This window comes from Bacillus badius NBRC 15713 (assembly GCF_001591605.1).
GTDB lineage: Bacteria > Bacillota > Bacilli > Bacillales > Domibacillaceae > Pseudobacillus > Pseudobacillus badius.
Genome location: NZ_BCVF01000021.1, coordinates 22,762 through 42,113 on the forward strand (window position 1 = coordinate 22,762; position 19,352 = coordinate 42,113).

Consider the following 19,352-nt stretch of genomic DNA (forward strand, 5'->3'; position numbering starts at 1 on the left):
CTTTTGGCGTCTTTGAATAAGCTGTTTTTTCACCGCGCTTGTGCCTTCCTCATTCGTCTTTCGACCTCTTCCCAGCACACAATGTGCCACCAATTATCAATATAATCTGCCCGTTTGTTTTGATATTTTAAATAATAGGCATGCTCCCACACATCAAGCACAAGCAAAGGAACAACATCCCATTGGCTCAAATTCTGATGCTTTTCAGCTTGCAGTATTTCCATCCGCTGCGCTTGCGGTGCCCATACGAGAATGGCCCAGCCTCCGCCCTCTACGTTTTGAGCCGCTTGGGAAAATTGTTTTTTAAACTCTTCAAAACTGCCAAACGACCGGGATATTTCACGGTTTAATGGCCCCGGCGGTCTTCCTCCGCCATGCGGGCACATCACTTTCCAAAAGATCGAATGCAAATAATGACCCGCTCCATGAAAAGCAAGCTCTCTTTCCCAGTGTTTGACGAGTTCAAACTGATTATTTCGCCGCGCCTGTTGCAGCTCTAATTCTGCTTTATTCAAACCGTCTACATAGCTCTTATGATGACGGTCATGATGAAGCCGCATTGTGCTTTCATCAATATAAGGCTCTAATGCATTGTAGCCATAAGGAAGAGGCGGAAGCTTATGGCCTCCGATCGGGACTTGCTCCGCTCTTTCCGGCTGTTTTTCCGTCTCGGCAGCCAACATCCTATCATAGAACTGGCACCATTCTTTGTTAAGCTCTTGAATCTCAAGGTATATGGCATCTGCTTCTTCTATTGTCACTGTCGATAAGCGCTCATCAATCTCCCCGACCTGCTTTTTCCACTTCTCAACCTGCTTTAAATCAATCGATTCATGCTGCAGGGCACACAAGGCTTCACACCATTTTTTTGCCTCTTTTAAATAAAATTGATATTTTTCCACTGCCGCTCCTCCTTTTTTAGCCGTCATTTCAACATATGCATTCTGCTCAGCGGCGTTCTTCCTTGCCCGCTCCTCTCCCTCAACCGATGAATTTGGCTGAACGCCGCACAATAAAAAACTGCCCGGCAGCCATGATGCCAATGGTTGCCGGGCAGCCTCTATATCAGCTGGAGATGTGTATTTCATGCTTGATTGCTTGTTTAAATTTAAACCAAACGAAAATAATACTAACCATTAAAATTAATCCGAGATAGCCAACGAGCGGGTACAGTGTTCCTACCAGTTTGACAAAACCAACAAAGCTCGCCAAAAACGCGGCCGCTGCGGAAATAATGACTACTGGAGTAAATGACTTGCCGCCGGACGGCACGACCCTTGCCGCAAAAGCATAAATCATTCCAACAGACGTGTTGTAAATCATTGCCAACAATACAATGGACATAAGATAACCGGCAATAGGCGAAATTTCATTAGCTATGTGAACAATCGGCATATCGGCTTCTTGAATGGCTCCAAAGTCTAAAAGCATGATGACGTTAATTAAAAGAATCAACAATCCAAGACCCAGCCCTCCAAAAAGACCTCCGATCCCGGCTGTTTTTTCGTTTTTCTCTGCCCCGCCAATTAAGGCTAAAATGGCTGCTCCAGCCGCAATATTATAAGAAACATATAATACCGCTCCTGTCATCCAATGAGAAGCTGCTGTCTGCCCGCTTTTTCCTAATTGCATAATCTCTGAAAAATCGCCTTTATACTGAAGAATGGAATAAATAAAAACGATAAAAATCATAATAAAAAGAAAAGGTGTGATCAAACTGATCACCGATATGATTTTCTGCAGGTTGAAACATAGGGTGACAGCTGTTACCCCCGCCATAATCAGGCTGCCGTATAAAGCGCCAATGCCAAATTGCTGTTCAAAAATCGCCCCGCTGCCAGCAATCATCACCGCTGCTACTCCGAACAGGAAAAATGTAATCAGTGCATCTACGAACAATCCGATCCATTTCCCACAAATCAAGTAAATCACATTTTTGTGTGAGCCTGCCCCAATACGGGAACCAATCTGCAGCAGCTGCATGCCCAAAAAGGCAAATAACACTGTAGCTATACATGTACCGACCACGCTGATCCAGCCAAAACTCGTAAAAAACTGTAAGATCTCCTGCCCGGAAGCAAATCCCGCCCCTACAATGACTCCAATATATGCTCCTGCAATTTTAAATGCTTTAGTCATACGATCACCCTCTTATGTTTGAATATTCTGAACTCTATGCATATAACTCAGAGAACCTGGAAAATCCAGATTTTCTCTGAGCTGCCTGCTGCTTGAAAGCCTTATTATAAGGAGTATGTTTTTTCCTTTAGCATAAATTTCTTTACTGCTTCAAGGTCAATATCATATCCGATTCCTGGTTTCTCAGGCACTTGGATTACACCATCCTTGACGATTACCTCCGGTGTAATAATATCTTGCTCCCAATACCGCGAGGAAGCGGCCGTATCACCAGGAAGCGTAAAATTGTTTAATGTGGTCAGTGCCACGTTATGGGCTCTGCCTACGCCTGCTTCAAGCATCCCCCCGCACCAGACAGGCACGCCTTGTTCCTTGCATAAGTCATGAATCCGCTTCGATTCTGTCAATCCGCCGACACGGCCAATTTTAATGTTAATGATTTGGCAGCTGCCGAGCTGCAAAGCTTTTCTGGCATCTTCATAAGAATGAATGCTTTCATCCAAACAAATCGGAGTTGTTAACTCTTTTTGAATGACTGCATGGTCGACAATGTCATCCGATGCAAGCGGCTGCTCAATCATCAGCAGCTGAAACTCATCCAGCTTTTTCAATTGCGGAAGATCTTCCAGACGATAGGCGGAATTTGCATCAGCCATTAATTGAATATCTGGGAAGGAGCGGCGGATTTCCCTGATGACATCGACATCCCAGCCTGGCTTGATTTTCACTTTAATCCGCTTATATCCTTCATCCACATGCTGTTTGATGATAGTTAGCAAGTCAGCAACTGTTTTTTGAATGCCGATGCTGATTCCCACGTCAATCGTTGTATTCTCCCCTCCAAGAGCCTCGTAAAGCGGCATCCCTTTTCTTTTGGCATACAGATCCCATACAGCCCCTTCAATGGCTGACTTAGCCATATTATTTTTTCTGATCGGCTCAAATATGGCTGAAATGTCATCCGGATGGGAGATCTTTTGACCTTTCAATAAAGGAATCAGAAAATCTTCCATCATATGCCAGTTGGTCTTTAACGTTTCTTCATTATAAGATGGTGAAACAAAAGCCACTGATTCTCCCCAGCCGGAAGTTCCTTCTTCATCTTTCACCTCGATTAAAATAAATTCTTTATCTTGGACCGTTCCAAAGCTAGTGGTAAACGGAAACTTCATTTTCATTTGTAAATGGCGCAGTGTAATTTCTTTTAGCTTCATTTTTTCTCTTCCCTTCTCGTTGTCAACCGAAAATCTTTAACAAACAAATAATAGTTCACCGGCTCTTGCGGACGCTGGATCAGCTTAACAGCAGTGTATCCGCCGGCAAACAGCTGCACAAAGATCTCCCGTATATCCAGCCGCCATTTCAAAGCTAAGTCAAATGAATGACGCTTAATCTCTTGAAATTTCCGCGGAACGGGCACAAGCAGTGCTTCTTCAGCCAGGTACTCCGGATGAAGAAGGGATATTTTCGGACACCCTTCCTCTGTGCTTCCGTATTCTGCAAACACTTTCGCCTGCTCCTCTGAGAATACGAAATCGCTGTTCACATAATCACTTTGAATCCACCAATCTACCTTCAATCGATCGGTCGGCAGTCCGGCATTCAGCCCGTCATTCATTTTACCGTAGCAATTGACTTCATATGTAGAACAAACCGCTTTTAATTTCGTTAAATTCAAATAAGCATTCACGCCCTCAAGCGGATCAAACGTCCAGGTGACCTGCTCATAGCCAAGACGGGCCGCTTCCCGCTTTTGCGCATATTTCAATGCTTCCCCGATTCCCCGTTTTTGATAATCCGGATGAATCCCCAGCATGTGGGAACACAAATAAGAAGAACCGTCTGAAAATCCAGCAAAGCCGTAGCTGAAACCAATTAAACTTTCTTCCTGAAAAGCACCAAGCAGCAGCCCTCCATTTTTATGGGCAGTCAATGTTTGATGGAGCGGAATCGGTGCCATATCCCACGTATCCTTCTCCAACTGCTGCATTTTTTCAAAGTCTGCCCGGTCATTAAATGGCCGAATATGATAATTTCCCAAGTTGAATTCACCTCTTCATTTACTCAAAAGTTTATATGATTCGTCTCTGCCAAGTTTTCAATCCTGGCTTATCCCTAGATCCCAATTATGGAATTTTCTGACTTTTATCGTTACATGCTTGCAGCTTTCGCTCAACCTGTTTAAAAATAAAATAAATGGTCGGCATTCACTTGCTCATATTTTTCCTGCCGGTTGCCCGCCTCTTCCGAGTATTGAACATACAATCCAGCCATCATAGCATTGAGCAGGGAAAAAAGCGGAGGGAAAACATCCAATGTTGAGTTTTCCTGGCTCCCTACACCAAGAACTAAATCGCTGAATTCCGCCACGGGGGCTGATGCCGAATCAGTCAAGCTAATAACAAAGACTCCCCGTTTCTTCGCCATTTCCGCGATGTGAACCGTTTCTTTTACATATCGGTGAAAGGTAATTCCGATAAAAACCGACTCTTGATCCATGTTTTGCAAAATCGTGACCAGATCATCCAGCCCCGGCTGAATTAACTTTACATGGTCCCTTACAAGTCCCAAGGTAAATGCGAACCACTGGGCAGGGGCAAACGATGTTCTCATTCCGGTTAAAAAAACATTTTTGGCGTTCATGATTTTATTCACTGCCAGCTGAATCTCTTCCTCGGAAATTGTATCGATCACTCTTTGAATGTTTTCTTTGTCTTTTTGCATCACTTGAGCAAAAAAGTGCGGCTGCTGGGCCATCTCCATTTTAGAAGAATAGTAACGGCTTAAGCTGCTTTGATGCTGAATCAGATACTCACGAATAATAGACTGCAAATGAGCATATCCTTTCAGCCCAAGTGAATAGCAGAAGCGGATCACTGTTGTTTCGCTAACGGAAGTTTGTTTGCCCACTTCGCTTGCAGGCAGCAAAGCGACTTTTTCAGGAAAATGAAGAACATATTTTCCTACTTTTTGCTGGCTTTTAGATAAAGAAGAACATTTCTCTTTTATTAAATCGAGTATTTCCATGTTTACTTCTCCTTAAATTGAAGTATAAACACCATTTCCTTATAATATGAAGCTGAAACTTCATAATAGAATATAAAATATCATAACTTCTAGGGATTCACAACCTTTTTTCTGACTATTCCGTAAAAAGAACGCTATCGAAATTTAAAAAAGAAGCATATTTTTTGGCACTAAGGGAAAAAGAAAAACAATTAGTCTAGCAAGAAAGGAGAGATTCTATGCCTTCCAAATGGACCAAGCTTGCCGCCGGCCCGCTTCTTGCCGCTATGATGCTTGGAGCATGCAGCGGAAACGATGAACCGGACGAAAAAGAAAAGCCGGTCATGGACGAGCCGACAGATAAAATAGAGGAGGATGAAGATAACCAAGGCGGCTCTACTGAAAAAAATGCCGAAAACGATGGCAATCCTGAAGAAGGAGACAAGGAAGAAGATCCGGGTATTGATAAAGAAGATACGCAAATGGACGGAAATTAATGAAAAGGCTCTGCACATGTGTTAGCGTGCAGAGCTTTTTTGCCGAATCTACTTACAAAACTTCAGTAATAATGACTCCCCGTTTGGCCATTTCCTTAATGTATTCATCGCCCGGGACGATTTGTTCGGGAGGATAAACGCCGGTCTTGGTAATGCTCCCGCTCCCAATCATTTGGGCAACCACAGAAATAGTATTCGCCGTCGCCCGCGCCATGGCTGTTACGTTATTGGTTTGATCTTTATGCGTAATCATTTCATATGTTCTGCCGGCTTTGCTTCCTTCCTTTACTCCTTTCGTTTCTACTCTTAACAGCACGACATCCTCTTTATCTTTTAAATCAACAATTGGATCGAGCGTTTTCAACAGCACATCCCTCGGCTTCACCTGCATGCCGTTTACCTCAACAGTATAATCGGCACGGGTTAAATTTAAATCCACAAGCAATTTGAATTTCTCAGCATGCCCCGGGTAACGGACGGTTTTATATTCCAGACACTCCAGCTCAGGATAGGAATAAGAAAGTGTTGATGTTCCTCCTGCGGTGTGAAAAGCTTCCAGCGGCCCAAACTTTTCAAAATGGATAGGCTCCACCTCTGACAAAGATGGAATCTCTCTTTTTTGGCCATTCCTGATAATGAAGGATGGATCAGTATAATGATCAAAGACGCCTTCCATGGAGAATACATGGTTGTATTCAAGCGGCGGCTCCGGCCGCAACGGGATTCCACCTACATACAGCTTGATCGATTCCGCTTTGTCCAACTGACTGGCCCCGTAACCCGCTAAAATATTTATCATCCCGGGAGCCACGCCCAGATCAGGAATCAGTGTTACACCGGCTTCTTTTGCTTCGTCGGTCATTTCCAGCACTCGTTCAGTTGCCTGGCCAATATGCCCTCCGAGATCGACGGAATGTACACCAGCTGCAATCGCTGCCTTTGCTACCGCCACATTAAACGAATAGAATAAAGCATTTATAACTACATCATGCTCTTTCATTAAACTGATGAGCTGCTCTTCGTTTGAGGCATCCACAAACGCTGCCTGCAATTTCGGAGATTGAAGGATTTCACATGTCCGCTTTGCCTTTTCCACATCATAATCAGCCAATGTAGTTTTGGCCACTCCTTGACAATTCACCAAGTCCCTTGCCGCTTCTTTTCCCATTAGTCCAGATCCTAATACTAAGACGCGCATGTTTGGTCCCTCCCTGTTTGTTTCCTTTGTACATAACAGTATATGAGCCAAAACCGATTTCTTGATCTGAAACATTTGAAATAGCCTGCTATAGGTATACTTGCAACAGGCAGGCCGCCTCAACAGAAAAAGTGAAGGACTGCAAAAAAAGAGCATAGCCGCCCCTTCAGGCGGACATCTGCTCTTCTCTGTTCGTTGTATGATTCATTTGATTGGGAGCTGCTTCTTCATTTATCAGAAACTTCGCAGCTTTCATCTGTACAGGCTGCGCCATTGCTTGCCTCTTCAGACAGGTCCTTTAACACAGGCTTCCCGTTTTCCTCTTCCCATACCTGCTGCAGGGCGGATTTGAATACATCCACCGGCTGCGCTCCGGAAACAGCATATTTATTGTTCAACACAAAAAACGGAACACCTTGCACACCAAGCTGACGCGCTTCCGCTTCATCCGCGCGCACGTCCTCTGTCAGGCGGCTTCCTTGCAAAAATGAAAGCGCCTCTTTCTCATCCAGCCCGACGGCAGCGGCTATGTTAGCTAATACTTGAGCATCACTAAGGATAAGCGAATCCGTGAAATAGGCCTTTAACAGCTGTTCAGTGATCTCCGCTCCTTTCCCTTTTTCCGCAGCAAACTTGGCAAGGCGGTGGGCATCAAGCGTGTTGACCGGCTTCATCTGTTCAAAGTTGAACGTCAGGCCGGCTTCCTTGGCCTGTTCAGCGATTGAAGCATTGGTCGCTTTTGCCTGTTCAACGCTCATTCCATATTTTTTAGCCAGCATTTCATGAATGCTTTCTGAAGCTTCCTTTGGCGCATCAGGGGCTAGTTCATAGCTTTTGAAACGAATAGTCACTTGCTCTTTAAACGAAACGCCGGCTAATGCTTCTTCCAACCGCCGCTTTCCGATATAACAGAACGGACAAACAAAATCTGACCAAATCACAATCTCCATGTTTTTCTCCTTTTAAAAAAGTTTTTCTTTCTTTATCATACCGGACCATATGAGCAATAGAAAGCAGAAACGCTTGGCCTGCCGCCTCTCTGTATAAGCCCCTTTCATAAGCAAGCTTTGTTTCTTTCTTCAAGTTCCGGGTATACACAAAGCAACCTATGATTGAGGAGGTGCTTTTCATGCCGCATACAGGAGAAACTCTAGGAAAAGGCGATTATCAATGTAAGCAATGCGGACAGGTTATCACGCTGGATGAAGATAAGGACCGGCTCCCTCCTTGTCCAGAATGTCATGAAACAGAATATAAAAGCGCGTAAATAAAAAAGCAGACTAGAAAACGGCTTTCTTCGCTTGTCCCGCATCTCACTTCCCGGGGAGGAAGTGAGATACTTCAGCTAAGAAACTAAGAAACTGGAAACATCCCGAAGAGGCTTGAACAAAGCTTTATTGATGATGGGACTGAACCGGGGTCTCCGCTTCTTCCAGCTGATCCAGCGCCTGCTGCAAGTCCTCCCAAATATCCTGTTTCGCTTCCAGACCGACAGACAGGCGGATCAATTCATCGGAAATGCCCATCTGCTTTCTCGTTTGCTCAGGAATGCCCGAATGGGTCATTGTAGCCGGATGCTGAATGAGTGTTTCTGCATCGCCCAGGCTGACGGCAATTTTGATAAACGACAAATCATTGAGCAGCTTTTGCGCTTGCTGCTTGCTTCCATGAATTTCAAAAGAAATCAGTCCCCCTCCCTTTCTCATTTGTTTTTCCATAATTGCGAAATCCTTGCCTGCTTGATCGCCTGGATAGAAGACACATTTCACTGCCGGATGTTTTTTTAATTGTTCTACAATGTATTCCGCATTTTCACAGTGGCGGTCCATACGCACCGGCAATGTTTTCATTCCTCTTAATAACAGCCAGGCATCAAAAGGGGAAATGACCCCGCCGACATCTTTTAAAGTAGTCATGGCGATAGTATGCATCATTTCTTTCGTTCCGGCTGCCAGTCCGGCAATCACATCTCCATGTCCGCCGATATACTTTGTGGCGCTGTGCAAAACAATATCACAGCCGGCCTGCAGCGGCTGCTGAAGATACGGCGAGGAAAAGGTGTTGTCCACAACGACTGGAATGCCATGTTTTTTGGCAACCCTTGCTACTAACTCAAGGTCGATTAATTTCATTGTCGGATTGATTGGAGTTTCTACATAAATACAAGTCGTCTCCGGACGAATCAGCTGTTCCATTTGTTCTGCTGTTTCCATTGCACAAAAATCATGGGTAATTTGATATTTCTCATTCAGCAACTCAAGGAAACCGAACGTGCATCCATAAACACCCTGCGAACATAAAATATGGTCTCCACCCTTTGTCAAAGCAACTAGTACAGCTGATACAGCAGCCATTCCCGAAGCGAATGCAAGACCGGCCTCGGCTCCTTCAAGCTCGGCAATCCTTTCTTGTAAAGCATTGACGGTCGGGTTGCCCAGCCGTGAGTAAATAAAGCCCTCTTCTTCTCCTGCAAAGCGCTTCTCCCCCTGTTCAGCGCTATCAAAGGTAAAAGTGGAAGTTTGAAAAATAGGAGTAGCGAGGCTGCCTAAATGCTGTTTTGCATCATAGCCCGCATGAATTACTGCTGTTTCCATGTTTTTGAACTTTTCTGTCATCTCTTTTCGCTCCCTTAATAAAATCACAAACTTTTCATCATTCTCGTTCCTTATTATTTTATAATAAATTCAGAAAATTGACAGCGCTTTCCACTTAATAAAAAATTCAGCGGCTTACTATCCCGCTTTTACGCGATTTTTTTCATCCCATTCAGCAAAAATTAACAAAGGGCCAGCACTTATACCATGCGGCCCTTCTATATCATATCAAAATAAGAGAACCGCCATGTTTATCTATGATCACGGTTCATCGCTCTGACCTTTTCCCTGACTTCCTCAATGTTTCTCATCTTGTTATCCCAGCAAGCTTGGCTTAAATCAACAGGATATTCCTCCGGATTCAGCGAACGTTTATGCTCCTTCCACAGCAATTGAAGATTTTCTTTCGCAAAGGTTCTGATTTCTTCAATATCCGGCTGCACATAAACTAACCGGCCCTCCTGGAAAATACATTCATGCAGCTCCCGCGCTTCAAAATTAGTCACAAACTTGCTAATGAATGTGTGGATCGGATGGAACATTTTCAGCCGCTCTTCCGCTGACGGATTTTCATCTTCCATTGCTAAGTAATCGCCTTCTGACTTGCCATTTTGCTTATTAATAATCCGATACAAGCGTTTTAATCCAGGCGTTGTTACTTTTTCAGGATTTCCGGAAATTTTAATCGTGTCCTCCATCGTGCCTTCTTCATTTTCAATCGATACAAGCTTATAAACCGCTCCTAAAGCAGCCTGATCAAAAGCCGTAATTAATTTTGTGCCGATTCCCCAGCCGTCGATTTTTGCGCCTTCTGCCTTTAAGTTCATAATTGTATATTCATCTAGATCATTGGAAGCAATGATCTTCGTATCATGAAAACCGGCGTCATCCAGCATTTTTCTCGCTTTTTTTGATAAATAAGCTAAATCGCCGCTATCCAGGCGGATGCCTGCGAAATTGATCCGGTCTCCAAGCTCCTTCGCGACTTTAATGGCTGTCGGCACGCCTGATTTAAGCGTATCGTACGTATCCACAAGAAAAACACAATCCTTGTGGCGCTCAGCATATTTATGAAAAGCCGTATACTCATCTTTATAGGTTTGAACGAGCGAATGCGCATGCGTCCCGGAAACCGGAATGCCGAACAGCTTGCCTGCCCGTACGTTGCTCGTTCCATCAAAACCGCCAATGTAGGCTGCTCTTGTTCCCCAAATAGCCGCGTCCAGCTCATGCGCCCGCCGGCTTCCAAATTCCATCGCTGCTTCTTTACCGACTACTTGCTTGATACGGGAAGCTTTTGTGGCAATTAATGTCTGATAATTAACGATGTTCAGCAAGGCGGTTTCAATAATTTGCGCTTCTGCAAGGGGCGCTTCCAGCCTCAGAATCGGCTCATTGCCGAATACCATCTCGCCTTCGCGCATCGCCTTCAGCGTACCCGTAAACGTCATTTCTTTTAAATAAGCCAAAAAGTCTTCCGCATAGCCCAATTCATCACGCAAATAACAGATGTCGCTTTCTGAAAACCTGAAGTTCTGAAGGTATTCTATAATTCGTTCTAGACCAGCAAAAATCGCATAGCCATTACCGAATGGGAGTTTTCTAAAGTACAGCTCAAATACGGCTTTTTTGTTGTGAATACCGTCATTCCAATAAGTTTCAGCCATATTAATTTGATATAAATCCGTATGCAAAGCCATTCCGTCATCTTCAAAACGCTTATTCATCTTTACTCTTTCCCTCCACAATTAAATCACTTTGGCTGCTAAACAATCTTGAAAATGACGCAATGCCCACTCATGGCCCGTCTGATTGAAGCTCGCAACCGCATCACGGTGAATAGTAATTGAATAACCTTTATTAAACGCATCCATTGCTGTATGCAGCACACAAATATCGGTGCACACACCAACTAAATGAATCTCAGTGATTCCCCGTTCCCGAAGCCGAATATCCAGGTCTGTCCCTGCAAAAGCGGAATAACGGGTTTTATCCATATAGTAAAGCTGTTTGTTTTCCTTGTGCTGCTGATAAACCTCCTCCAGCCGCCCATAGAGCGCTCGCCCTTCTGTGCCGGCAATGTTGTGAGGCGGGAACAGCTGCGTCTCCGGATGATAGGGGTCCCCTTTTGTATGTATATCAATGGCCAGCACAACCAAATCGCCGTCCGCCAAAAACTTTTCTGTCAGTGAAGCAATCGACTCCTCAATCTCTACCGCCGGCTGGCCGACCGGCAGCGCCCCATTTACAAAATCAATCGTGTAATCAACGTTGATCAATGCTTTTTTGCCCATATTTCTCCATGCCCCCTTATGTGATATTCTTCACTTATAAATGCTCTTGACTGGATTATATTCATTAAAACGATAAAGCGTTGTTTTAAATTTAGAGTTTCTTTGGGTCGTTTTCGGGCGGCCATCCTCATTTAGCACTTTTTCAAGAAAAGGGAACTTCGGTGCCTTTCGCCAAAAAAACGGTTCAGACTTCACTACTTCCTCGACCAAGTCCCCTGACACGCATAAAATCATATGCCGCAGTTCAGATAAGGTAAATTCTTCTGGCAAAAACTCTTTAGCAAGGGTTGTCTGCAGCATCTCCAGCTGAATTTTCTCCAATGCCTCTTTGATAATGAATTGATGGTCAAAAGCAAGCGGCAGCTGAAGTGCTTCTTGAACCGGAAATAAGCGCACATCGATGGCATCATCGCCAGCTTTTCTGCCCTCTAATAGATGTTCCGGCACCGCCGCATAATAAGCATTAGAAATCATCCAGCCCCGGGGATCACGCCCTTCCTTGTCATAGACAGCATAGTGCTTTAAATAAATTCCGCTTAGGCCGGTTTCTTCTTTCAGCTCTCGCATCGCTGCCTCAAGGGCTGTTTCATCTGGTGATACAAATCCCCCCGGCAGCGCCCATTTGCCGCCTTCAATATTCGGCTTCCCTTCGCTGTTTTGCAAAGCTCTCTTAATTAAAAGAAGATGAAGAGAGCAAGAAAACTCTGCTTTTTCGTCTGGTTTAATGGTGAAAATGACAATATCGCTTGTATATCCATCCGGAGTGCGATACTGTCTACTATCATACTCCTTTAACGCCTCGCTGTGGGAAATAAATTTATCCACTTGCTTTTTTCCCCCTAAATAATAATTTTAAAATTAATGATTAATCAATCGTTAATCAAAATATACATGAAATAAAATTGAATAACAAGCTTTCTTTTTCCAAAAATCTGTTATTCAATCTTTTGTTGGCTATACTTTTTAAATTTTCTCACAAATTGTACGATTTTACAGGCATTTGACGAATGCTTAAACAGAATGAATAAACCGCTGTTAAAAAAAGACAAAAAAAATGAGGCTCTTCTGCCCCTGATATTGCTGTTTATTTTATGCACCCTTTTGGATTCTCGGCCGTTGGCTGATAGCTTTTAAGATTGATATTTTGTCTTGGACAGTTAACATTCTCCAACTTTTTACTTTTATTTTCATGCTGAATCCCACCTTTATATGATGTTAAAAATATTTTATCATCTGGTATTCATTGCCTGATTTTCTGCTCATTTGCTGTTCAATCCTCTTACTCTATAATTACCGTTTTTTAAGAAAAATAAAACAAAATTCGTTCCACAAAAAATGACTAAAATCCGCAAAAAACTTGTTTTCAGCAGCTGTTGTGAGCATAGCCAAAAACTATTTTTCCTTCATTATTTCCCCAAGAGAAAAAATATTCAGTAAAAGGTTTATTGACCGACAAGATGGGTACATAATAACTACAAGGCGGAACTGCCGAAAGAAGGAACGGGTAAACAGGCGTTTACAAGTGACTTCCAAGGATGAAAGGCACAGCCTTGGCGGAAAATTTGCTTTACTGACGAAAGGCGCGCTCGTCCGGAACCGATTGATTTAGGTTTCACCTGCTAGTGTTGAATCAGTAAGTATAGTTTTTTGCAAAAGTGCAATTGAGGACAGGCTGGAGAACATCCACTGAAGAGGATAGTAACTAACTGTTTATGACTCCCTTCCCTAAGTGGACAAAGAGCCGATGTAGATACAAACCATTCTGGCAGCAAGTCTTCTCGTCAGAAGAACGAACATTAAAACGATTAAGCAATTGAATAAAATTTTCCGCGTGCGCCTCCCTCTTGCAGGGACGAAAAAAGCATGTTTCCCTATGAAACATGCTTTTTTTGTTGATGGTTTATTTCTGACTTTCTCCCCGTCCTCCATACTGCTTCACCCCTGACGGCTATCATACTCTCCCTTTTTCATGCATAAACTAAGTAAAATTAAAAAAATAGGAGGAGTTGTTATGCCCTCTATTATCAACATTTACAGCTTAAAAATTAACAACGTTTCTAACAATGGCTCAATCAATATTGGAGACGCCCTTCATAACGCCCACACAGCCAATACAAAATCCCAAGGAACGAATTCTTCCTTTGGCGATATTTCCCCAACCGAATCCACTATGGAAAACGTCTTTTTCGATCCTGATTTGAACGATATGGGCGATATTGCAAACCCGGCTAACGTCAATTCCTCACAGATGTAGAGAAGCTTCACTTTTATGCCTGATTGACAAATATAGCCTAAAAGAGCGAAGTTTGTCGAGAATTCGAAGACTGTGGATAACAAAAAAGAGAATTTCTCGCAATTATTTGGGACACCTATCCTTTCTTTCATTCATGTTCCTCTTTTCTTCGCTTCTCATATAGTATTAGTAGACCGTCAAAGGAGGAAACTTGATGCCTTTTGTTATCAATATTTTTAACATCAAAACAAACGGAGTCACTCAAAATGGAAATATCGATGTTGGCGGCGTTGTCCATAACAGTCATACCGCTAATACGAAGTTCGTCGGCGGCAATATATCCTTAGGCGACTTTTCACCTTCTTCTTCCTGTATGGGCAATGGAATGATCGACGGTGATATCAGTGATCAAGATCAGATCGCCAATCCTTCCATGCCTGTCAGCAATCAGTTTTAAGCCAAAGAAAGGAGCACGGTTATGTTTCCTTTTCAATCCCCCTTTCCCTTAATGAATGATTGGCAAAAATGGATGAAGCATGTAAATGAGCAGGAAGTTGAAAAATATGTACAAAATATCTTGTCTTCTTCTTTGCCTTCAACGTGGCAAACAAATGGGGAACCAGTGGATTTCTTGAGAAAACAAGCGGCGGATGATACACCCTCTTCTTCTCCGGAAGAAACTTTTTCTTTGCAGGAAACCGTCTTCGAAACTCATGAAGCCGTTTATGTGCGAGTTCCTGTTTCCAACCCTGGTATTTTTAATGAATTAAAAATTTTTCATACATCCAATCAGCTCATCCTAGAAGGCTTGCCTGCGCCTGATTCCAAAAGGGTCATTGTTCTCCCGGCTATCGTCAAAAGAAAAGGAGCCGCTGCCCAACACAAGGACGGAGTTTTACAAATCATGATTCCAAAGGAAATTGACTTTCAATATACAGAAATAGACGTCCGGCACTTAGACTAATCCGGCCGTCTCATTGACTGCTTTTCCCCAATGAAACTGAAGGAGGGAGGCTGCTGTGGACTTTGATAAATTTAAACAATGGATGGAATTTGCCCAGAACTATCAAACCGGGGAATTTTGGAACTCCGTCTTTGATGCGTCAAAGGGCGAATTAATGACCAAGGAACCTGCCCACTCTAAACAAAAGTTTCCGCTGGTTGATATGCTCATGGACGAATCGAGAGTCGTGCTAATTATCGAACTGCCGGGCTTAACAAAGGAAGAGGTTCACCTGCTAGTATCCGGAAACATGCTTACCATTCAAGGAACAACCTCTCTTCCCTTTGACATGAAGCCGGTTTTGAAGGAGCGGTATCAAGGAGAATTTAAAAGAACTATCCAGCTTCCTGAGCCTGTGGAAAGCAAAAACATTTCTGCCAGATTTCATAATGGCTTGCTTTTTTTAAGCTATTTTCGCATCAAATTAAAGGAAGAGCCGATTTCTATCGATTAGCTTTATGCTCGCATGAACGATGAATTCTTTAACTGCAGGCTCTATTTATCAGTGGTGCCGGCTTCTGCCGAAGTGAATTCCTGCATTCACGGGCTGAGCATCAGCATAATCTTTTAGAGTCGCCTTATTATACAAAAAGCGTGGGGATTAAATGTGACAACTATCTCTAATGAACTTGCAATCGTGCTTAACAAGCTTAATGACCAAATTTATCATGTCACAAACGAGCTGAATAAGCTCCAAAAGCGAGTAAATGACCCTGTCATTGTTTCCCACTCCCTGCCCAAAAGCTTGGAACAACTGATTGCTGCAAAAACGGAAGAATACTTGGCGGAACAAAATCGTTTATTGAACGAGCAGTTGAAGCAGTCACAGAAACAGCTGGCTGTCTTAGAAAACCAAACAGTCCCCCGCTTACAAAAGAAAATCGAAGAGCTGGAAAAGCAAGTTTCTCATCTTCAAACGGTTTCTGCTGCCCAGCCTCTTGTTTTTCAAGAGTTTTCAATTGAACGAGTGTACTTAGATAAATACGAGCAAACAACTAATTTAGGCCAATTAGGGATTCGAGAGTTAACCGGAAAGCTGCATATCGGCGCTGTTCATGCAGCCGATCCAGCCGATGGGCCATCCGAGAAGCAAGAACCAAAGGACGGGCAATCACAAGAAGAACCAGAAAAGCCAGAGGATGGAGACTGATCTGTTTTCTAGGCAAGACTGCCAAGAAAGACTGTTTGATTTACCGGAAACAGGGTAATTTAATCATGATGAAAAGCCATTCCACTGCTGATGGAATCTATAGAAGATCGACTATCAACAAGTAAGGAGTTTACATTTATGTCTCTCACACCTGAGCAGCGTATTGAGCTGCACGGCTTTAATAATTTAACCAAAACGTTAAGCTTTAATATGTATGATATTTGCTATGCGACGACCGAGGAAGAGCGGGATTCCTATATTGAATATATTGATGAACAATACAATGCGGAGCGTTTAACTAATATCTTGAAGACAGTAGCCAAAATGATTGGCGCTCATGTGCTAAATATCGCCAAGCAAGATTACGTTCCCCAAGGAGCGAGCGTGACATTGCTCGTCTCAGAAGGACCCGTCGTTGAGGTGCCGGCTGAATCGCTGGAAGAATCCCCAGGCCCGCTGCCTACCTCTGTTACTATGCACTTAGATAAAAGCCATATTACCGTTCATACCTATCCAGAATTTCATCCGCATGAAGGCATTAGCACGTTTCGGGCGGATATTGATGTTTCTACCTGCGGCGAGATTTCTCCGCTGAAAGCTCTAAACTATTTAATCCATTCCTTTGATACCGATATGATGACGATCGACTATCGGGTGCGCGGCTTCACGCGGGATAAAAACGGTCATAAGCTCTTCATTGACCACGATATCAATTCGATTCAAAATTATATTCCCGACGAAGTGAAACAGCAGTACGACATGATTGATGTAAACGTGTACCAGCAAAATATTTTCCATACAAAATGCAAACTAAGAGAGTTTGATTTGGACAACTATTTATTTGGCCACTCGCCAGATGAGCTTTCTCCGCAGGAAGTTCAAGAAATCACAGAGAAATTAAAAATGGAAATGGACGAAATTTTTTATGGACAAAATATCCGGCAGTCCAGTCAGCCTTGAGAACGACGGCGCTGAGCATAACCCCCAGAAGGATAATGCTTTTCTGGGGGTTCTTTGATTCATTCACATGGCCATCCATTGCCCTATAGGCAGCTCACCTCCTCCTGCCGTTCATATAAACGAAAAACAATGCGTCCTTTGATGACTTCTTTTTGGGCTTGATTAACGGCAGCAGCATCAAAGTAAAGTTTATTTGAATGCTTTTTCGTCAGTTGAGCTTTCAAGGTTAAGCGCTCATGAAGCTGGACCATCTCTTTAAAACGGACAGAGTAATCCTCGATGAATCCCTCTTCATAGTAAGGAGTGAAGAGCTTAGCCAGATTTCCCATTGTCCACATGCCATGGGCAATAACCCCCGGCAAACCAGCTTTCTCCGCTTCTTGATCAACCGTATGAATGGGGTTAAAGTCCCCAGAAGCACCCGCATATTGAATAAGATCCAGCCTAGTCACAGGAGCAAGCTTTATGTCTTGCAGCTGTTCGCCAACTGAATAATGAGCTAGTTTGGCCAAGTGAGCATCTCCTTTCTCACCGCTTCATTGAGGATAATAATTTGTTTAGATGAAAAAATCAGCTGCCCTGAAGCCTCTTCTCCATAGTTGAGTACAAACAAAAAGCCCAGCTTCTCCTGGCTTCCTTCTTTTTCTACATAGTTTTTCACTTTCATCCAGCAGTATAACTCTTCTCCAACCAGCAGAGGCCGCTCATAATGGAAGGTTTGTTCCCCATGGATCAGCCCCTTTTGCGGCAGATGTAAGCCGTCAATGACTCCATAATCAAAGGTGATTGGAAAGGTGGGAGGCGCCAAATTCTCTCGATGCCTCGACCTCTTCCCTGCTTCTTCATCTATATAAATAGGATGCAAATCGTTAATGGCGGCTGCGAACTTCTTGACAGCTCCTCTTTCCACACAGTTTTTTACTTTTGTTGACTCCTTGCCGATGCTATGAAACAACTTATCTCCTCCTCTCGTCAACTTTTTGGGCCTCCCGCCACATAGAGCACTTGGCCATTAATGAAAGAAGAACGCTCATCCGCAAAAAAAGCGGCCGCTTGAGCAATATCTGCCGGCTTGCCCGTTCTGCCGGCCGGAATTTGACCGGCACTGGCTGCCGCTAATTCCGCAAATGGAACACCTACTCTTTCAGCCGTCGCTTTCGTCATATCTGTCTCAATAAATCCCGGGGCAATGGCATTGACTGTAATCCCAAATTTCCCGAGTTCCATTGCCAGTGTTTTCGTCAATCCTTGAATTCCTGCTTTGGCCGTTGCATAATTTGCTTGTCCCCGGTTGCCAAGTGCGGAAGTAGAAGAAATATTAATCATTCTGCCGTACTGCTGCTTCACCATATATTGCTGAGCCGCACGGCAGGCGTAAAACGCCCCTTTTAAATGAACGTCCATCACCGTCTGCCAATCATCATCTGTCATTTTAAATAATAAATTATCTCTCAATACACCGGCGTTATTTACGAGAATATCAAGTGCGCCGAATTGTGCATTCACTTCTTGCATCGCTTGCTCAATTTCTTCCCGCTCTGTCACGCTGGCAACTTTTGCGTAAATGGAACCTCCCTTTTCTGCAAGCTCTCTTTCCGCTTCCCTAAGCGCTTGTTCGTTCACATCTACGATAGCGACATGAGCACCTTCTTCGGCAAAGCGCTTGGCAATTTCTTTGCCGATTCCCCGGCTGCCGCCGGTTACAAAAGCTGTTCTTCCTCTCAATATCCCTGTCATCTTTCCGCCTCCTCATCAGCAGACCGGAGCAGCTTAAATGTTCCGGTTCCTTTAGCTACAAGCTTCCCTTGTTCATCCTTAATTGTTCCTTCCACAAACGCTGTCTTATGTCCTCTCGAAAGGATTTCAGCTGTGGCAATTACTGCTCCAGCCGTTACCGGCGCCGTATAATGGACAGTTGAACTGGCCGTCACACATCGTGTTTTGGTTACTGAGCGTAAATGCATGCTCTGAACAAAATCTAAAACAGAGGCATAGACACCGCCATGCAACGTACCATTTGTGTTAAGCAAATCCGCTCTCATACTCAGCTTAATTTGCACATTTCCTTCTTCAAAACACAAAACCTCTAAACCTAGATGATGAAGGAAAGGACACTTTTCAAATTCTTTTACGATTTCTTCAAGTTGCAACCTGCATTCCCCTTTCTGTGACATTCAGCACAATCAATAGATGCCCTCTCTACTAATTAAGCTTTGCCTGACTCTTTTCCTTCCTGTCACCCCGCTTTTTTGGCAAGCAGCATCCAAAAAGCAACGAA

The 19,352-nt window shown here is 43.6% G+C and carries 23 protein-coding genes; 8 read left to right on the forward strand and 15 right to left on the reverse strand.

Translation table 11 applies throughout. From position 1 onward, the window contains the following. Positions 1-29: 29 nt before the first annotated feature. From BBA02S_RS11635 to BBA02S_RS11655, 5 genes are all read right to left on the reverse strand, one after another. Positions 30-1,088, reverse strand: a complete 1,059-nt coding sequence (locus BBA02S_RS11635; RefSeq protein ID WP_082040156.1) for a superoxide dismutase — start codon at positions 1,086-1,088, stop codon at positions 30-32. Further along, positions 1,066-2,139, reverse strand: a complete 1,074-nt coding sequence (locus BBA02S_RS11640; protein ID WP_041113062.1) for a YkvI family membrane protein — start codon at positions 2,137-2,139, stop codon at positions 1,066-1,068. Before BBA02S_RS11640 ends, BBA02S_RS11635 begins: the two co-directional genes overlap by 23 nt. Before the next feature lie 104 nt (positions 2,140-2,243). Next, positions 2,244-3,353 carry an o-succinylbenzoate synthase gene (gene menC / locus BBA02S_RS11645; protein WP_041113061.1) on the reverse strand — a complete coding sequence of 370 codons (1,110 nt, stop codon included), beginning with the start codon at positions 3,351-3,353 and terminating at the stop codon, positions 2,244-2,246. Next, positions 3,350-4,180, reverse strand: coding sequence for a GNAT family N-acetyltransferase (locus tag BBA02S_RS11650; protein WP_231557131.1), 831 nt, complete (start codon positions 4,178-4,180; stop codon positions 3,350-3,352). Before BBA02S_RS11650 ends, menC begins: the two co-directional genes overlap by 4 nt. Before the next feature lie 140 nt (positions 4,181-4,320). Continuing rightward, a complete protein-coding gene (locus BBA02S_RS11655; RefSeq protein WP_041099573.1) occupies positions 4,321-5,166 on the reverse strand; it encodes a MurR/RpiR family transcriptional regulator in 846 nt (281 codons plus the stop codon). A gap of 218 nt (positions 5,167-5,384) precedes the next feature. Between BBA02S_RS11655 and BBA02S_RS11660 the strand changes: the two genes are divergently transcribed. Further along, positions 5,385-5,642, forward strand: a complete 258-nt coding sequence (locus tag BBA02S_RS11660; RefSeq protein WP_041099571.1) for a hypothetical protein — start codon at positions 5,385-5,387, stop codon at positions 5,640-5,642. A 52-nt stretch (positions 5,643-5,694) separates the two neighbouring features. Here the strand turns inward: BBA02S_RS11660 and BBA02S_RS11665 are convergent, their stop codons facing one another. Then, entirely contained in the window at positions 5,695-6,840 is a 1,146-nt protein-coding gene (locus BBA02S_RS11665; protein WP_041113060.1) for a saccharopine dehydrogenase family protein, read from the reverse strand. 227 nt (positions 6,841-7,067) lie between these two features. After that, positions 7,068-7,790, reverse strand: coding sequence for a DsbA family oxidoreductase (locus BBA02S_RS11670; protein WP_041099567.1), 723 nt, complete (start codon positions 7,788-7,790; stop codon positions 7,068-7,070). Between the two features lie 179 nt (positions 7,791-7,969). Between BBA02S_RS11670 and BBA02S_RS11675 the strand changes: the two genes are divergently transcribed. After that, entirely contained in the window at positions 7,970-8,107 is a 138-nt protein-coding gene (locus BBA02S_RS11675) for a zinc ribbon-containing protein (RefSeq protein ID WP_041113059.1), read from the forward strand. Positions 8,108-8,234: 127 nt separating this feature from the next. Here BBA02S_RS11675 and megL read toward each other — a convergent pair whose 3' ends face one another. The 4 genes from megL to BBA02S_RS11695 form a co-directional block, all read right to left on the reverse strand. After that, complete coding sequence (gene megL, locus BBA02S_RS11680; protein WP_041113058.1) at positions 8,235-9,455, reverse strand: methionine gamma-lyase; 1,221 nt, start codon at positions 9,453-9,455, stop codon at positions 8,235-8,237. Positions 9,456-9,685: 230 nt separating this feature from the next. Further along, positions 9,686-11,161 (reverse strand): nicotinate phosphoribosyltransferase, encoded by a 1,476-nt coding sequence (locus BBA02S_RS11685; RefSeq protein WP_041099561.1) that lies wholly within the window; start codon positions 11,159-11,161, stop codon positions 9,686-9,688. A 21-nt stretch (positions 11,162-11,182) separates the two neighbouring features. Beyond that, positions 11,183-11,728: a cysteine hydrolase family protein gene (locus tag BBA02S_RS11690; RefSeq protein ID WP_041099559.1), complete on the reverse strand. Its 546-nt coding sequence runs from the start codon at positions 11,726-11,728 to the stop codon at positions 11,183-11,185. Between the two features lie 30 nt (positions 11,729-11,758). Continuing rightward, positions 11,759-12,553: an NUDIX domain-containing protein gene (locus BBA02S_RS11695; RefSeq protein ID WP_223663035.1), complete on the reverse strand. Its 795-nt coding sequence runs from the start codon at positions 12,551-12,553 to the stop codon at positions 11,759-11,761. A 1,186-nt stretch (positions 12,554-13,739) separates the two neighbouring features. Between BBA02S_RS11695 and BBA02S_RS11705 the strand changes: the two genes are divergently transcribed. The 6 genes from BBA02S_RS11705 to speD all read left to right on the forward strand — a co-directional run bounded on the left by BBA02S_RS11705 (position 13,740) and on the right by speD (position 17,074). Then, positions 13,740-13,982 carry a spore germination protein gene (locus tag BBA02S_RS11705; protein ID WP_041099555.1) on the forward strand — a complete coding sequence of 81 codons (243 nt, stop codon included), beginning with the start codon at positions 13,740-13,742 and terminating at the stop codon, positions 13,980-13,982. Positions 13,983-14,175: 193 nt separating this feature from the next. Beyond that, positions 14,176-14,418, forward strand: a complete 243-nt coding sequence (locus tag BBA02S_RS11710) for a spore germination protein (protein WP_041099553.1) — start codon at positions 14,176-14,178, stop codon at positions 14,416-14,418. Between the two features lie 21 nt (positions 14,419-14,439). After that, positions 14,440-14,925, forward strand: a complete 486-nt coding sequence (locus BBA02S_RS11715) for an Hsp20/alpha crystallin family protein (protein ID WP_041113057.1) — start codon at positions 14,440-14,442, stop codon at positions 14,923-14,925. Between the two features lie 55 nt (positions 14,926-14,980). Further along, on the forward strand, positions 14,981-15,418 hold the full coding sequence (locus BBA02S_RS11720) for an Hsp20/alpha crystallin family protein (RefSeq protein WP_041099550.1): 438 nt from the start codon (positions 14,981-14,983) through the stop codon (positions 15,416-15,418). 153 nt (positions 15,419-15,571) lie between these two features. Beyond that, positions 15,572-16,114 (forward strand): hypothetical protein, encoded by a 543-nt coding sequence (locus BBA02S_RS11725; RefSeq protein WP_041099548.1) that lies wholly within the window; start codon positions 15,572-15,574, stop codon positions 16,112-16,114. Between the two features lie 138 nt (positions 16,115-16,252). Continuing rightward, on the forward strand, positions 16,253-17,074 hold the full coding sequence (speD, locus tag BBA02S_RS11730) for an adenosylmethionine decarboxylase (RefSeq protein WP_041113056.1): 822 nt from the start codon (positions 16,253-16,255) through the stop codon (positions 17,072-17,074). A gap of 83 nt (positions 17,075-17,157) precedes the next feature. On the opposite strand, the gene BBA02S_RS11735 is transcribed toward speD, so the two are convergent. From BBA02S_RS11735 to BBA02S_RS11750, 4 genes are read right to left on the reverse strand one after another with little or no spacing between them, the layout of a single operon-like run. Beyond that, positions 17,158-17,586 (reverse strand): MaoC/PaaZ C-terminal domain-containing protein, encoded by a 429-nt coding sequence (locus tag BBA02S_RS11735; protein WP_041113055.1) that lies wholly within the window; start codon positions 17,584-17,586, stop codon positions 17,158-17,160. After that, complete coding sequence (locus tag BBA02S_RS11740) at positions 17,574-18,050, reverse strand: MaoC family dehydratase N-terminal domain-containing protein (RefSeq protein ID WP_231557130.1); 477 nt, start codon at positions 18,048-18,050, stop codon at positions 17,574-17,576. The genes BBA02S_RS11735 and BBA02S_RS11740 overlap by 13 nt, the downstream gene beginning before the upstream one ends. Beyond that, on the reverse strand, positions 18,047-18,811 hold the full coding sequence (gene fabG, locus BBA02S_RS11745) for a 3-oxoacyl-ACP reductase FabG (RefSeq protein ID WP_041113054.1): 765 nt from the start codon (positions 18,809-18,811) through the stop codon (positions 18,047-18,049). The genes BBA02S_RS11740 and fabG overlap by 4 nt, the downstream gene beginning before the upstream one ends. Continuing rightward, the gene (locus BBA02S_RS11750; protein WP_052475256.1) at positions 18,808-19,224 is read right to left on the reverse strand and encodes a PaaI family thioesterase; all 417 of its coding nucleotides are present in this window, start codon (positions 19,222-19,224) and stop codon (positions 18,808-18,810) included. The genes fabG and BBA02S_RS11750 overlap by 4 nt, the downstream gene beginning before the upstream one ends. Between the last annotated feature and the right edge of the window lie 128 nt (positions 19,225-19,352).

Excerpts from the sequence above, each read along its gene's own strand:
- BBA02S_RS11635 (WP_082040156.1), bottom strand. The coding sequence starts at position 1,088 with ATGAAATACACATCTCCAGCTGATATAGAGGCTGCCCGGCAACCATTG.
- BBA02S_RS11640 (WP_041113062.1), bottom strand. The coding sequence starts at position 2,139 with ATGACTAAAGCATTTAAAATTGCAGGAGCATATATTGGAGTCATTGTA.
- menC (WP_041113061.1), bottom strand. The coding sequence starts at position 3,353 with ATGAAGCTAAAAGAAATTACACTGCGCCATTTACAAATGAAAATGAAG.
- BBA02S_RS11655 (WP_041099573.1), bottom strand. The coding sequence starts at position 5,166 with ATGGAAATACTCGATTTAATAAAAGAGAAATGTTCTTCTTTATCTAAA.
- BBA02S_RS11660 (WP_041099571.1), top strand. The coding sequence starts at position 5,385 with ATGCCTTCCAAATGGACCAAGCTTGCCGCCGGCCCGCTTCTTGCCGCT.
- BBA02S_RS11665 (WP_041113060.1), bottom strand. The coding sequence starts at position 6,840 with ATGCGCGTCTTAGTATTAGGATCTGGACTAATGGGAAAAGAAGCGGCA.
- BBA02S_RS11670 (WP_041099567.1), bottom strand. The coding sequence starts at position 7,790 with ATGGAGATTGTGATTTGGTCAGATTTTGTTTGTCCGTTCTGTTATATC.
- BBA02S_RS11675 (WP_041113059.1), top strand. The coding sequence starts at position 7,970 with ATGCCGCATACAGGAGAAACTCTAGGAAAAGGCGATTATCAATGTAAG.
- megL (WP_041113058.1), bottom strand. The coding sequence starts at position 9,455 with ATGACAGAAAAGTTCAAAAACATGGAAACAGCAGTAATTCATGCGGGC.
- BBA02S_RS11685 (WP_041099561.1), bottom strand. The coding sequence starts at position 11,161 with ATGAATAAGCGTTTTGAAGATGACGGAATGGCTTTGCATACGGATTTA.
- BBA02S_RS11690 (WP_041099559.1), bottom strand. The coding sequence starts at position 11,728 with ATGGGCAAAAAAGCATTGATCAACGTTGATTACACGATTGATTTTGTA.
- BBA02S_RS11705 (WP_041099555.1), top strand. The coding sequence starts at position 13,740 with ATGCCCTCTATTATCAACATTTACAGCTTAAAAATTAACAACGTTTCT.
- BBA02S_RS11710 (WP_041099553.1), top strand. The coding sequence starts at position 14,176 with ATGCCTTTTGTTATCAATATTTTTAACATCAAAACAAACGGAGTCACT.
- BBA02S_RS11715 (WP_041113057.1), top strand. The coding sequence starts at position 14,440 with ATGTTTCCTTTTCAATCCCCCTTTCCCTTAATGAATGATTGGCAAAAA.
- speD (WP_041113056.1), top strand. The coding sequence starts at position 16,253 with ATGTCTCTCACACCTGAGCAGCGTATTGAGCTGCACGGCTTTAATAAT.
- fabG (WP_041113054.1), bottom strand. The coding sequence starts at position 18,811 with ATGACAGGGATATTGAGAGGAAGAACAGCTTTTGTAACCGGCGGCAGC.